This window comes from Rugosibacter aromaticivorans, assembly GCF_000934545.1.
Taxonomy (GTDB): domain Bacteria; phylum Pseudomonadota; class Gammaproteobacteria; order Burkholderiales; family Rhodocyclaceae; genus Rugosibacter; species Rugosibacter aromaticivorans.
Window position 1 is genome coordinate 1,110,778 of the sequence record NZ_CP010554.1, and the last position, 12,133, is coordinate 1,122,910.

At 53.9% G+C, this 12,133-nt stretch carries 15 protein-coding genes; 8 read left to right on the forward strand and 7 right to left on the reverse strand.

What is annotated here, in order from left to right; all coding sequences use genetic code 11:
- The first annotated feature begins 16 nt into the window (after positions 1 to 16).
- Genes PG1C_RS05615 through PG1C_RS05630 form a run of 4 tightly spaced genes read left to right on the forward strand, consistent with a single transcriptional unit; the run spans position 17 to position 3,926 of the window.
- Complete coding sequence (locus PG1C_RS05615) at positions 17 to 655, forward strand: SPOR domain-containing protein (RefSeq protein WP_202636418.1); 639 nt, start codon at positions 17 to 19, stop codon at positions 653 to 655.
- Between the two features lie 4 nt (positions 656 to 659).
- On the forward strand, positions 660 to 1,151 hold the full coding sequence (locus PG1C_RS05620) for a CvpA family protein (RefSeq protein ID WP_202636419.1): 492 nt from the start codon (positions 660 to 662) through the stop codon (positions 1,149 to 1,151).
- A gap of 9 nt (positions 1,152 to 1,160) precedes the next feature.
- Positions 1,161 to 2,720: an amidophosphoribosyltransferase gene (gene purF / locus PG1C_RS05625; protein ID WP_202636420.1), complete on the forward strand. Its 1,560-nt coding sequence runs from the start codon at positions 1,161 to 1,163 to the stop codon at positions 2,718 to 2,720.
- 3 nt (positions 2,721 to 2,723) lie between these two features.
- Complete coding sequence (locus PG1C_RS05630) at positions 2,724 to 3,926, forward strand: O-succinylhomoserine sulfhydrylase (RefSeq protein ID WP_237218301.1); 1,203 nt, start codon at positions 2,724 to 2,726, stop codon at positions 3,924 to 3,926.
- A gap of 7 nt (positions 3,927 to 3,933) precedes the next feature.
- Here PG1C_RS05630 and PG1C_RS05635 read toward each other — a convergent pair whose 3' ends face one another.
- The 4 genes from PG1C_RS05635 to PG1C_RS05650 all read right to left on the reverse strand — a co-directional run bounded on the left by PG1C_RS05635 (position 3,934) and on the right by PG1C_RS05650 (position 6,406).
- Entirely contained in the window at positions 3,934 to 4,716 is a 783-nt protein-coding gene (locus PG1C_RS05635; protein WP_237218302.1) for a UDP-2,3-diacylglucosamine diphosphatase, read from the reverse strand.
- Between the two features lie 68 nt (positions 4,717 to 4,784).
- A complete protein-coding gene (locus PG1C_RS05640) occupies positions 4,785 to 5,273 on the reverse strand; it encodes a peptidylprolyl isomerase (protein WP_202636421.1) in 489 nt (162 codons plus the stop codon).
- Positions 5,274 to 5,293: 20 nt separating this feature from the next.
- On the reverse strand, positions 5,294 to 5,857 hold the full coding sequence (locus PG1C_RS05645; RefSeq protein WP_202636422.1) for a peptidylprolyl isomerase: 564 nt from the start codon (positions 5,855 to 5,857) through the stop codon (positions 5,294 to 5,296).
- A gap of 24 nt (positions 5,858 to 5,881) precedes the next feature.
- Entirely contained in the window at positions 5,882 to 6,406 is a 525-nt protein-coding gene (locus tag PG1C_RS05650) for a tetratricopeptide repeat protein (protein ID WP_202636423.1), read from the reverse strand.
- 131 nt (positions 6,407 to 6,537) lie between these two features.
- Here PG1C_RS05650 and cysS point away from each other — a divergent pair, with 131 nt between their 5' ends.
- The 4 genes from cysS to PG1C_RS14890 all read left to right on the forward strand — a co-directional run bounded on the left by cysS (position 6,538) and on the right by PG1C_RS14890 (position 10,040).
- Positions 6,538 to 7,938: a cysteine--tRNA ligase gene (gene cysS / locus PG1C_RS05655; RefSeq protein ID WP_202636424.1), complete on the forward strand. Its 1,401-nt coding sequence runs from the start codon at positions 6,538 to 6,540 to the stop codon at positions 7,936 to 7,938.
- Positions 7,939 to 8,008: 70 nt separating this feature from the next.
- Entirely contained in the window at positions 8,009 to 9,319 is a 1,311-nt protein-coding gene (locus PG1C_RS05660; protein ID WP_202636425.1) for a DUF1329 domain-containing protein, read from the forward strand.
- 33 nt (positions 9,320 to 9,352) lie between these two features.
- On the forward strand, positions 9,353 to 9,607 hold the full coding sequence (locus PG1C_RS14885; protein ID WP_202636426.1) for a hypothetical protein: 255 nt from the start codon (positions 9,353 to 9,355) through the stop codon (positions 9,605 to 9,607).
- The gene (locus tag PG1C_RS14890; RefSeq protein WP_202636427.1) at positions 9,579 to 10,040 is read left to right on the forward strand and encodes a hypothetical protein; all 462 of its coding nucleotides are present in this window, start codon (positions 9,579 to 9,581) and stop codon (positions 10,038 to 10,040) included. Before PG1C_RS14885 ends, PG1C_RS14890 begins: the two co-directional genes overlap by 29 nt.
- 79 nt (positions 10,041 to 10,119) lie before the next feature.
- On the opposite strand, the gene PG1C_RS05675 is transcribed toward PG1C_RS14890, so the two are convergent.
- The 3 genes from PG1C_RS05675 to PG1C_RS05685 form a co-directional block, all read right to left on the reverse strand.
- Complete coding sequence (locus PG1C_RS05675) at positions 10,120 to 10,893, reverse strand: DUF4197 domain-containing protein (RefSeq protein ID WP_202636428.1); 774 nt, start codon at positions 10,891 to 10,893, stop codon at positions 10,120 to 10,122.
- A gap of 142 nt (positions 10,894 to 11,035) precedes the next feature.
- Complete coding sequence (locus PG1C_RS05680; RefSeq protein ID WP_202636429.1) at positions 11,036 to 11,233, reverse strand: hypothetical protein; 198 nt, start codon at positions 11,231 to 11,233, stop codon at positions 11,036 to 11,038.
- Between the two features lie 103 nt (positions 11,234 to 11,336).
- Positions 11,337 to 11,885, reverse strand: a complete 549-nt coding sequence (locus PG1C_RS05685; RefSeq protein ID WP_202636430.1) for a DNA-deoxyinosine glycosylase — start codon at positions 11,883 to 11,885, stop codon at positions 11,337 to 11,339.
- Positions 11,886 to 12,133 lie beyond the last annotated feature (248 nt).

Below are 12,133 nucleotides of genomic sequence, written 5' to 3' on the forward strand. Positions count from 1 at the left end.
GAGCAGAGTAAACAGGATGACGGAAAACGACATTTCAGCGGACCCCGAACTCCAACTGAAAAAACGCGCCAGACGCCGGCTCGTTGGTGCTGTGGCGCTGGCTTTGCTGGCAGTGATTATTCTGCCTATGGTCATGGATCATGACCCCCGCCCGCCGGTACAAGATATTCAAGTACAAATTCCGAGCCGGGAAACGGGTGGGCTGGCGGCAAAAATTCTATCGGATGGGGCTGTGGTGCGCCCCTTGCCTGCGGTGGAGCCTAAAGCCGCAGCTCCCTCTGTCGCTCCCGTAGAGCCGAAAGAAGAACCCCTGCCAGAAGTGCAGACAGAAAATAAAACCGCAGCCCAGCCCGCCATTGCCCCGAAAGCGGATGCTGCGGCGCCGGCGCCGCGTGAGGCATCCGCGACATCTTCAGATACTGACTCACAGCAGTGGGTTGTTCAATTGGGTGCTTACAAAGAAGCCGGTAACGTTAAGCAGCTACTTGCCAAGATAAAAGAGCTACGGTTGCCGGCTTATACCGAGAAACTTTCCTCTGACCAGGGTGTGCGCATTCGTGTGCGTGCAGGGCCATTTTCTAGCCGCGATGCAGCCGACAAGGCCGAAGCGAAAATTAAAAAAATTGGCGTTATTGGCAAAGTAACGGTGAAATAACACGATGACTCTTTTCGATTACGTCGTAATAATTTCAATCGCCATTTCAATACTGCTCGGTGCGTGGCGTGGCGTGGTCAGTGAGGTTTTGGCGCTTGCGGCGTGGGTGGTGGCATTTTTTGTGGCACGCGCCGAAGCGTCTCAGGTTGCGCAATGGTTAGTCGGCCAGATTGCCGAGCCCGGGATGCGCTTGGCGGCGGCTTACCTCATGATTTTCGTCGGCGTACTTCTTCTGTTTAGCATTGCACGCAAAGTCATATCGATGCTGCTAAGTGCCGTGGGGTTAGGCTTGTTAGACCGATTGCTGGGTGCATTTTTTGGAATTTTTCGCGGGGTGCTGGTGGTGATGGCAGGTGTCATGGTGGCAGGCATGACGCCGTTACCCAGATCAGCCTGGTGGCAAGAATCGGTGATGGCCCCCCCGCTGGAAACGGCTGTATTGGCAGCAAGACCGTGGTTACCGGCGGAAGCGGTAAAGCGTATTCGATTTCGATAAAGGAAGACCATGTGTGGAATTCTGGGGGTGGTGGCGACCACGCCAGTGAATCAGTTGTTGTACGATGGCCTGCAGGTGCTTCAGCACCGCGGGCAGGATGCAGCGGGGATAGCCACAGGAGAGGGTGGCCGTTTTCATATGCACAAAGGCTCAGGGCTAGTGCGTGATGTGTTTCGCACCCGCAACATGCGCAGTTTGGTCGGCAACTGGGGCATTGGCCATTGCCGCTACCCAACCGCTGGTTCTGCCGATAACGCGGCCGAAGCGCAGCCGTTTTACGTCAATTCGCCTTTTGGTCTGATGCTTGCCCACAATGGCAATCTGACCAATGCGGCGCAGCTCAAACAAGATATGTTTTTGCAAGATCTGCGTCACATGAACACCAATTCCGATTCGGAAGTGCTGTTGAATGTGTTTGCGCACGAGTTACAGGTGGCATCAAATACGCATCAAGTCAATGCGGAGACCATTTTCAAAGCGGTTGCTGGCGTCCATCGTCGTGTGCGCGGTGCGTATGCCGTGGTGGCGATGATTGCCGGTTATGGGCTGGTCGCATTTCGCGATCCCTTTGGTATTCGCCCGCTGGTGATAGGCCGCAACGATACTCCAGGAGGTGCCGAGTATCTCGTGGCCTCAGAGAGCGTGGCGATCGATACGTTGGGCTTCAAGCTGTTGCGGGACGTCGAGCCAGGCGAGGCTATCCTGATTGATATGCGCGGCAATTTTGTCAGTCGTCAGTGTGCGGAACGCACGGTGCATGCGCCCTGCATGTTCGAGTTTGTTTATTTGGCGCGCCCTGATTCAGTCATGGACGGTATTTCAGTCTACGAGACGCGGGCGCGCATGGGCGATTTTCTTGCCGACAAAATCCGCCGCACCATGCCTCATCTGGCCATTGATGCCGTGATTCCCATTCCGGACTCCAGTCGTCATTCGGCCATGGATCTGGCCGCAAGGCTCAACCTGCCGTATCGCGAGGGCTTTGTTAAAAACCGCTACATCGGCCGCACTTTTATCATGCCCGGCCAAGCGACGCGGCGTAAATCTGTACGCCAGAAGCTCAATGCCATTGCCCAGGAATTCAAGGGCCGCAATGTGCTGCTGGTGGATGATTCCATTGTGCGAGGCACCACCAGCCGCGAGATCATCATGATGGCGCGTGAAGCGGGCGCGAAGAAAGTTTATTTTGCCTCGGCCTCGCCCCCGGTGCGCTTTGCCAATGTGTATGGCATTGATATGCCCACGCGATCTGAGCTCATTGCCTCTTTTCGCTCGGACGAAGAAATTTGCCGTGAGATTGGCGCGGATGCGCTGATCTATCAGGATATTGATGACCTCAAAGCCGCTGTGCGGTCGATCAATCCAAGCATTACCCAGTTTGAGACATCCTGTTTTGATGGCCACTACATCACCGGTGATATTACCTCTGCGTATCTGCAGAAAATGGAACATGATCGTGACCAGCCCTTGATGCATGTAGCGGACGATGACGATAGCGATGGCGAGGGAAGTGATCGCTATGATCATAACGACAGTTCCCAGCTTGATCTGAACCTAGGGCGGGGCTGATTGATGAAGGATTCTTTCTCTGAGGTGCCTATGCCAGCGAACGATTGGTCGCTAGAAACGCTTGCGGTGCGCGCGGGGCAAATGCGTAGCCAGTTCAATGAGCATTCCGAAGCGCTCTATTTGACATCGAGTTTTGTGTTCCACAACGCAGCCCAGGCCGCCGCCCGGTTTTCCGGCGCGGAAGAGGGCATGGTGTATGCCCGCTTTACCAATCCCACCGTGACCATGATGCAATCGCGGCTGGCAGTGCTAGAGGAGGCAGAAGCCTGTGTAGCGACGGCTAGCGGCATGGCAGCGATTATGTCCACCGTGATGGCGCTGATGAAGTCCGGTGAGCACATTGTCTCTTCGCGCAGTATTTTTGGCGCGACTCAGCAGTTGTTTGGAACGATCCTGGCGCGCTTTGGCATTGAGACAACCTATATCGATTCAACCGATAGCGCAGCCTTTGCCGCAGCGCTACGCCCAAACACGCGGTTGCTGTTCATTGAAACACCCTCCAATCCGTTGACCGAGGTGCTCGATATTGCTGCGCTGGCAGCGGTGGCCCATACTGGCGGCGTGTTGCTGGTGGTTGATAATTGTTTTTGCAGCCCGGCGTTACAGCAACCGCTAAAGCTAGGGGCTGATCTGGTTATCCATTCCGCGACCAAATATCTTGATGGACAGGGGCGTGTGCTGGGCGGAGCAGTCTGCGGGCCAAAGACATTAACGGATGAAGTCTTCAAGTTTTTGCGCACAGCCGGGCCCGCTATTTCGCCCTTCAATGCCTGGATCATTCTCAAAGGCATGGAAACCTTGTTGTTGCGCATGAAGCAGCAATCCGCCAACGCGCTTGAGCTAGCGCAGTGGCTCGAGCAACAACCGCAAGTAGCCCGCGTTTACTATCCGGGTTTGTCTTCGCATCCGCAACATGCGCTGGCGATGAAACAACAATCCAGCGGTGGCGCGATTGTGGCGTTTGAGGTAAAAGGCGAGCGTGAAGCGGCGTGGCGAGTGGTCGATAACTGTCGGCTGTTGTCGATCACGGCCAATCTGGGTGACACTAAAACCACCATTACCCATCCCGCCTCGACCACGCATGGTCGCATTTCGCCGGAAGCGCGTGCCGCATCAGGCATCAAAGAGGGCTTGCTGCGCATTGCTGTCGGATTGGAGAGTCCGCGTGACCTTGAGATGGATATTGAACGCGGCCTAAAAGCTTGAGCGTAGCTCAACCTGATAGATCAATACGGCGAATGCTGCCCTCGGTGCTGACTTCGAGCGCATCGCCACGATGGCTATCCCAGTCAGAAAGCACCCAGCGTTCGGCTACGCCATCAGCCAGCATTATTTGCTCGCAGCCTGGGCGGTGGGTGTGACCGTGAATCAGCCGGTGGCAGCCTGAAGCGATGAGCGCTTGGCGAACCGCCTCGGCGTTGACATCCATGATGGTCTGCGATTTTGTCTTGGTCGCGGCCATGCTTTTTTGCCGTAATGCGGTGGCTTCCGCGCGGCGCTCGGCCAAGGGGCGGGCAAGAAAATCGGTTTGCCAGGCGGCCGTGCGCACCTGCTGGCGAAAGGCCTGGTAATCCGTATCATCGGTGCATAAGGTGTCGCCGTGCATGATCAATACCGCCGTGTCATCAGAGCCGACTTTTGCGCCGACTTTTGCGCCGACTTTTTCGCAGACTCTTTCCACTTCCCCCAGCCGTTGCAGACCTGCCGCTTGCGAAAACGTGTCGCCAATCAAAAAATCACGATTGCCGGCAATAAAGAATAGGTGCGTACCCTGGTCGGAAAGTTTTCGCAGCAGGCTACAAACTTCGGTATTAAAGGGCTGGGCAAGATCATCATCGCCTATCCATGCATCAAACAGATCGCCAAGAATAAACAGCGTGGTGATTTTCGATGCGGCCGTCTCCGCGAGAAAAGCGGCAAAGCGCGCGGTAAGATCAGGGCGCTCGGCACTCAGATGCAGATCAGAAACAAAACGGGTGATGCCGGTCTTATGCATGAGAGCACCGCCCATAGATGTTTTTAATTAACGTGGCAAGGCAATAAATTAGATTGCCTTGGATTACTTCAGACGACTTCGGTGCGTTCGATGATCACATCCTCTGAGGGCACATTTTGATGTCCGCTGACGGTGCGTGTAGGTACTGCCCTGATTTTATCCACCACCTCCTTGCCATCAACCACCTGACCGAAAACGCAGTAACCCCAGCCATCCTGGCAGGTGCCGTAGTTAAGAAAATCGTTATCGGCCACATTGATAAAAAACTGTGCCGTGGCTGAGTGCGGGTCGGATGTACGGGCCATGGCAACGGTGTAACAATCGTTTTTAAGTCCATTGTTAGCTTCATTGTCGATGGGTGCACCCACTGGTTTTTGCCGCATGCCCGGCTCAAAACCGCCGCCTTGCACCATGAAGCCAGGAATCACGCGGTGAAAAATCGTGTTATCGAATTGGCCGGCTTTGGCATAGTCGATAAAGTTGGCAACGGTCTTCGGTGCCTTCTCGGCATGCAGTTCAAGGGTAATGACGCCGTGATTGGTGGTGAGTTTGATCATGGGGTTGCTTTCTGGTGAGATTATTGTTTATCCGTCAATACTTTGACGGATTCGATGACGATAGGTGTCGTGGGAACATCCTGATAAAAGCCCGCATTGCCGGTGGCTGTTTTACCAATTTTTTGCACGACCTCGAACCCCTTGATGACTTTGCCAAATACCGCGTAGCCCCAGCCATCAGGTTTTGGATAATCCAGTGACGTATTATTTTTGAGATTAATAAAAAACTGGGCCGTTGCCGAATGCGGGTCGCCCGTGCGCGCCATGGCTAAAGTACCCATTTCGTTTTTCACGCCATTTTTGGCTTCATTCTGAATCGGGTCACGGGTGGGTTTCTCTTTCATCCCAGAAGTAAAGCCACCGCCTTGAATCATGAAGCCATCGATCACCCGGTGAAACAGGGTGCCTTTGTAAAAATCATCTTTCACATAGCGTAAAAAATTTTCAACAGATTGAGGTGCTTTGTCACGATAGAGCTCGATAATGATTGTCCCCTGCGATGTTTTCATTTCAACTTGCGGGTTGGCTGCAAAAGCGGTCAGACTAAAAAATAGTGTGGCAAATAAAATAATGAAACGTTGCATTTTTTAAGTTCCTGAAAGTGCGTTTTATGGCTGGGTGAGGTTGTTTAGCAAAGTGAGTTTACGTTGGGCGCTGGCATTGGCAGTATCGAGTTGCGTTGCCTGGCTATACGCCTGGTTTGCCAGACGCGCATAAATATCGCCCAGGTTCTCAAAGGCGGTGGCGTAGGAGGGATGCGTGCGAATCGCCATTTCCAGGGCACGGCGCGCATTCTCTAACTGGTTCTGTTTGGCATAGATAACCGCCAGATTATTGTATGGCTCTGGCAACTCAGGAAAGTCTTCCGTCAGACCGGTGAATACGGCAATGGCTGCGCTGGTTTGATTTAATTCGCCAAGCACCACGCCTTTGAGAAAACGGCCTTGTGCATCGGCGGGGTTCGCTGCGAGATAGGGTTCAAGCGCTGCCAGTGCGGGCGCGTACTGGCGCTGATTGATCAAAGCCGTGATGTCGGCCAACGAGGTGGCGTGCGTGGCAAAGGGCAATATGCACAAGACGAAAAATAAAGCGCTAGCGAGCGAGCGGAGGGGGTTAAGGCGGGTTTTGGTCATGATGTATACTTCTCGATGTGGTTGCCTGCAAACGCATTTTATGCGGCCAAACCATGCTGAATCCGGTGGTGAATTCTAACAATAAGCGGCACCATCTCACAACCAAACCACAGTACCCTATCCCTATTCTGATGCTGAAGCTATATAACACTCTCGCGCGCGAAAAGCAGACCTTTGTTCCCCTCCAGCCCGGCCACGCAAAAATGTATGTGTGCGGCATGACCGTGTACGATTATTGTCACCTGGGCCACGCTCGTGTGATGGTGGTATTTGATCTGGTCGCGCGCTGGTTGCGCGCCAGTGGTTATCAGCTCACCTATGTGCGCAACATCACCGATATTGACGACAAGATCATTCGTCGCGCGCAGGAAAATAACGAAACCATCCACCAACTGACCGATCGCTTTATCACGGCGATGCGCGAAGACGCCACGGCGCTTGGCGTATTGCCGCCCGATGCTGAACCGCGCGCAACGGATTATGTGGCGCAGATGAAAGACATGATCGCCACGTTGGAAAAAAACGGCTACGCCTACGTGGCGGCGAATCGTGATGTTTGCTACTCGGTGCGCAAGTTCGATGGTTACGGCAAACTTTCCGGTAAATCGCTGGAAGATTTGCGTGCCGGTGAGCGAGTGGATGTCATGGCCGGCAAGCAAGATCCGCTCGATTTCGTTCTCTGGAAACAAGCCAAGGAAGAAGAGCCGGTCGAGGCTAAATGGGAATCCCCCTGGGGTATCGGTCGTCCCGGATGGCATATCGAGTGCTCTGCCATGGCCTCTGAACTGCTTGGGGCACACTTTGATATTCACGGTGGTGGCCAGGATTTGCAGTTCCCGCATCACGAAAACGAAATCGCCCAGTCAGAAGGGGTATGTGCAGATCCGTCAGATCACGCAGATCAAGCGCATCGCCACTATGTGAATTACTGGATGCACAACGGGTTTGTGCGGGTGGATGACGCGAAAATGTCCAAGTCGCTGGGCAATTTTTTCACCATACGCGAAGTCTTGAAAAAGTACGATGCCGAAGTAGTGCGATTTTTTATTTTGCGTGCGCATTACCGCAGCCCGCTCAATTATTCTGACGTTCATCTGGATGATGCACGCCAGTCGCTCACGCGGCTTTACACCGCATTGAAGGGGCAGTCGGGTGCAGCCTCTGTTGATTGGAACGAGGTTCACGCGCAACGTTTCAAGGCAGCGTTGGATGATGACTTTGGTACACCAGAAGCCATGGCCGTGTTGTTTGATCTGGCGGCTGCCATCAATCGTGGCGAGGCCGCTTTGGCAGGCCAGCTTAAAGCGCTGGGTGGCATCATGGGGCTTTTGCAACGTGATGCGCAGGTTTTTTTGCAGGCAAGCCTGGCGGATGGGCTGAGTCACGAGATGATTGAAGCAAAAGTCGGCGCTCGCACCACGGCGAAAAAAGCCAAAAATTTTGCTGAAGCCGACCGTCTGCGCGAAGAACTCAAAGCCGCTGGCATTGTGCTCGAAGATGGCCCGCAAGGCACCACCTGGCGGCGTGCGTGAGACGAGTGAGGCGGTTACAGTAGGGTTGCTTGTAGTGATATCAAAAAAATAAAAAAATGAAATGAGGAAAATGAAAACACTGCCCCGTTGTTTTTTTGTAGTCACTGCGAGTAGCTTATTGGGTTTCGCCAGCTTGGCTCATGCGGCGACAGACGCCGATGTGCTGAAGAGTTTTTCGCCCTATAGCACTGGCATGCCTTCATTTGCCGGGTTGACTTCCGGTATGAAGATCAACAAGGATAATGTGGATCGCTTCAAGGAAGTTCTTGATGCCGGCACTTTCATGATGGTGAAAAATGGCTGGTATGAAATCAAGACAACACCCACGACGTCGTTTGATGTGGTGCCAAAATATGTTGAAGCCACGCGCGCTAATTTAAACAAGACACGGTTAGGCGAAAAACCGGGCGAAATCATCGCTTACGTGGGTGGCCGCCCATTTCCTGAAGAACCACAAGAGAGCGACCCGCGCGCAGGTGAGAAAATCGCGTGGAATTTTCGCTATGGTGTCGGCGAGACGTTCACTATCCGCCCGGTGCAATGGAAGTACCGTGATTTGATGTCGGGTAAGGTTGAGCGCTCGCTGCTGGTCAATGTGCATGCGCTCAAATTTAAATATCGGGTGGAAACGCCACCAACGCCGGAGATTCAGCCGAATCCTTCCAACCTGCTCAATGCCACGTACCTGATGGTCAATGAGCCCATGGATCTGAAAAATACCCAGTTGCTGATCCAACGCTACGACAACGATCTCAAGCTGGATGATGCCTATATGTACTTCGGCTTTCAGCGGCGCGTGCGGCGCTTGTCCACTGGCCAAACGACGGATGCTTTTCTTGGCTCCGACACCATGATCGAAGATTTTGGCGGCTACAACGCCCGCGTGTCGGAAACCAAATGGACGTTTAACGGCACACGCAACCTGCTGCTGCCTTTTTACAACCATAACGATCTGGCGTTATCGGATGAATATAAAGACCCCACGGGCTTTCGCTATGTCGCTTTTACCGGGCAGGGCGGTTGCTTTCCGGATGTGCGCTGGCAGTTGCGCAAGGTGTATGTAGTCACCGGTGTGCCACTGCTCCCGAGCCACCCGGTGAGCCGTCGCGTGTTTTTGTTCGACGCGCAAACCAACACCATTGCAGTGTCGCTCATTTACGATCGCAAAGGCGAGTTGTGGAAGGTCGGCCTCCTGGGTAAAACCCATCCGGACTTTCAAATGGCCAGCAACAAGGGCGCCGGTGTGCCGATTGATGATTCCGGCACCATGATCGATGTGCAAGCCAAGCGGTGTTCAACGGGGCAGTTCAAAAGTTTTATTGACCCTAAGCTTAACCCGCCGAGCTTTTTTCAAGTGCAGCAGTTACGTTCAGGAGATTAAGTCAGTCATGGGCGCAGCGCGCAGGAGAACGTCATGTCGAAAAGAGTTACCTGCAAATTTACCCGCGCTGGATGCGCGCTGACCCTGATTTTTGCTCTGCCCGCATGGGCTTTGCCGCGAGATGAAATCGTGAGCACAGCCGCTGATCAAGCGGGCATTGCGGTGACGATCTACAACGATAATCTGGCGCTGGTCAAAGATGCGCGGCGGGTAAAGCTGGCGCACAACTTAATTGGCCTGGCGCGAGGTGTCAGCCCAGATGCGACCCGAAACAGCGCAGCTGCGTAACCTCACGCAGCCCGCGGGGTTTCGTTTGCTCGAGCAAAACTTTGATTTTGATCTTTTGACGCCGCAAAAGTTACTGGAAAAATATGCCGGGCGTGAGGTTATCGTCGTCAAAACCAACCCGGCCACGGGCGCTGAAACCCGTGAACCGGCGACGGTATTGTCCACGCAAAGTGGGATAGTGCTCAAGTTTGCCGATCGCATTGAAACTGGCGCACCTGGCAGGCTGGCCTTTCCCGGTGTGCCTGATACCTTGCGTGACAAACCCACGCTGGTGGTCTCGTTGGTTAGCTCGGCGCAAGGCCAGCAAAATCTTGAGCTGTTTTACCTGACCGGCGGCCTGTCGTGGCGCGCCGCTGGCGTCGCGGAATGGCAGGTCAGTGTGCCTGCCGAGGGCCGCGCCACCCTCGATTACCGCGTGCGGGTGAAATACTGAACACTGAATTTATACACGCCAAGTCCGCTCCTGCACGCCCGGCACGCGCACTCTACAGTGAGCGTACCGGGCGTTTTTATTACTTCATGACGGCGCCAAAGACTTTCTTGAGCAAATCACTGCCCGATTGCAGGGGGTTGGCGCGTATAGCGCGTTCTTGCTCGCCCACCACCTTGTACAGCCGATCAAGCGACTGTTGAGTCACATAGTCTTCGACGGTGGCCTGGCCTTTTTTACTCACGCCAAATTTCGAGGCCATGCCGGCATAGCTGTTGTATTGCTGCGCCAGGCCTGATTTATCCGTGTTTGTTTTCACAATGGGTAAAAAGCGTTTGGTGAGCGCGGCTTCTGTCTTCTTGCGGAAAAAATCGGTTGCTGATGTTTTGCCACCGGTCAAAATACCTTTGGCATCTTCAACCGACATCTCTTTTACCGCAGTGACCAGCAGCTTTTTCGCTTCGGGAACGGCCGCTTCGGCAGCCCGATTCATCGACAACACCAAGTCATCCGCCTGTTTGCCCATGCCTACCGCGCGCATAATTTTCTCGCCCTTTTGCAAGGCCGGTGGCAGGGGAATTTTCAAGGACGGGTTGGCAAAAAATCCATCCTTCTTGCCAAGTTGCGCCACCGCAATTTCTGCCCCACGGCTAAGTGCCTCTTTCAGGCCGGAGGTCATTTCAGAGGATGTCAGGCTATCCACCCCCGCAGCAGTTGTCCCAACAGGTGCAGCCGCCGTGCTTTTATTCTTATCCAACACATTTTTGAGGGCACTGCCGTAGTCAAACGCCTGGGCAGACAGGCCGATCCCCAAAACACCCAAACCGACCACCCATCCTGAAAACCCTGGTTTCATGTGCTGCTCCTTTGGTGAACATAGCGAAACGACTGGTGAAAGAAGCCGCTCTGCGAGAGAGGCTGCCCCGTGTTTATGACCCTGTGATACGCACGCCAACAAAAAGTCGGCGCGGTGATACGGTAAAGGTTGCCTGGCAACCCTAGCGTGATCGTTTCGTCGAAGTGCTATTGCTGGCTGCATAGGGCCGGCGTAACTGCGTGATCACTGCCGCAGCGACGAGTAATATCACTTGGGCGGCAATCAGCAGTGGCGAGCGATCAGTGATCAAACCCGCAATAAAACCGATCGCGCAGCAGATAATGGCTTTTTGCTTGTAGATGACATCAGGTAAATGCATAGGTAGGTTCCTCTGGTTAATGGCAAATAGCTCATGAACAAATGAACCCTGGTGACAAGCGGCCTATCTTAATTACTTGCTTGTCATGGGTCAATTCAATGGCTTATTGATCGAGGAGGATACTCGTTGGTTGCATCGCTTGCATTGCCTGCTTCGCCCCCACGATTACCCGCCACGCTCGGAGCTTGTGCGCTAACGACATAGAAGCGTTCGCCGGACTTGTGGAAGGGAGCCGCAGGTAGCTGATAGGGCCCGTCTCGATCTCTCGCATTACATGCCGGTTGAAACAAGCCTCTGCTTTGGCGCCATTGAAAAACACATGCGTGATCTTCTTGTGCGTATGGAAGAACGTCCGGAAGTCGTTCGCAATCTCTGTATCGCGGTCTATCCTTGCGTCCAGGCTCCCTTGCCGCGTGCAGGACTGCAACACATCCCAGAGTGCAATTCGAGCCGACTTTAGCGCTGCAATCCTGGCCGGATACGGAGACGCATCATCGAACCCAAGCAGTTCCGAGACAATGCGCCAAAAAGCATTTTGCGTATGCGCGTAGTACTGGCCGGCCGCCAGCGATGCCCGTCCGGGCATGCTGCCAAGAATGAGTATCTCTGCGTTCTTGGTTTCGATCGGCTCGAAACTCTGGATGCGCGACATGCCTACCGGCCCCACGTAAACCGGGCTTCTGCGGTGTTCCGCTTGAACGCAAGGTTATCTGTTCGCATAGGCAATGATAATACGGACAGATAACTGTGGGTGTCTTTTCACCTTGGATGAAGCAAGGCCGGGATGCCGCGATGAAATAAAGTCGGCGCTAGCGACACGGCAACGTATTGTCGCAAATGATCCCATCCGCGAAGCGCTCAAAGTATTTCATGCCGTGCGGTGTGGCCAGAAGGATGATG

What these genes read in the sequence shown, in the direction of transcription:
- PG1C_RS14890 (WP_202636427.1), top strand. Translation starts at nt 9,579, where the DNA reads ATGCGACCCGAAACAGCGCAGCTGCGTAACCTCACGCAGCCCGCGGGG.
- PG1C_RS05645 (WP_202636422.1), bottom strand. Translation starts at nt 5,857, where the DNA reads ATGCAACGTTTCATTATTTTATTTGCCACACTATTTTTTAGTCTGACC.
- PG1C_RS05675 (WP_202636428.1), bottom strand. Translation starts at nt 10,893, where the DNA reads ATGAAACCAGGGTTTTCAGGATGGGTGGTCGGTTTGGGTGTTTTGGGG.
- PG1C_RS05620 (WP_202636419.1), top strand. Translation starts at nt 660, where the DNA reads ATGACTCTTTTCGATTACGTCGTAATAATTTCAATCGCCATTTCAATA.
- PG1C_RS05660 (WP_202636425.1), top strand. Translation starts at nt 8,009, where the DNA reads ATGAAAACACTGCCCCGTTGTTTTTTTGTAGTCACTGCGAGTAGCTTA.
- PG1C_RS05630 (WP_237218301.1), top strand. Translation starts at nt 2,724, where the DNA reads ATGAAGGATTCTTTCTCTGAGGTGCCTATGCCAGCGAACGATTGGTCG.
- PG1C_RS14885 (WP_202636426.1), top strand. Translation starts at nt 9,353, where the DNA reads ATGTCGAAAAGAGTTACCTGCAAATTTACCCGCGCTGGATGCGCGCTG.
- PG1C_RS05680 (WP_202636429.1), bottom strand. Translation starts at nt 11,233, where the DNA reads ATGCATTTACCTGATGTCATCTACAAGCAAAAAGCCATTATCTGCTGC.
- purF (WP_202636420.1), top strand. Translation starts at nt 1,161, where the DNA reads ATGTGTGGAATTCTGGGGGTGGTGGCGACCACGCCAGTGAATCAGTTG.
- PG1C_RS05640 (WP_202636421.1), bottom strand. Translation starts at nt 5,273, where the DNA reads ATGATCAAACTCACCACCAATCACGGCGTCATTACCCTTGAACTGCAT.
- PG1C_RS05650 (WP_202636423.1), bottom strand. Translation starts at nt 6,406, where the DNA reads ATGACCAAAACCCGCCTTAACCCCCTCCGCTCGCTCGCTAGCGCTTTA.
- PG1C_RS05685 (WP_202636430.1), bottom strand. Translation starts at nt 11,885, where the DNA reads ATGTCGCGCATCCAGAGTTTCGAGCCGATCGAAACCAAGAACGCAGAG.
- cysS (WP_202636424.1), top strand. Translation starts at nt 6,538, where the DNA reads ATGCTGAAGCTATATAACACTCTCGCGCGCGAAAAGCAGACCTTTGTT.
- PG1C_RS05635 (WP_237218302.1), bottom strand. Translation starts at nt 4,716, where the DNA reads ATGCATAAGACCGGCATCACCCGTTTTGTTTCTGATCTGCATCTGAGT.
- PG1C_RS05615 (WP_202636418.1), top strand. Translation starts at nt 17, where the DNA reads ATGACGGAAAACGACATTTCAGCGGACCCCGAACTCCAACTGAAAAAA.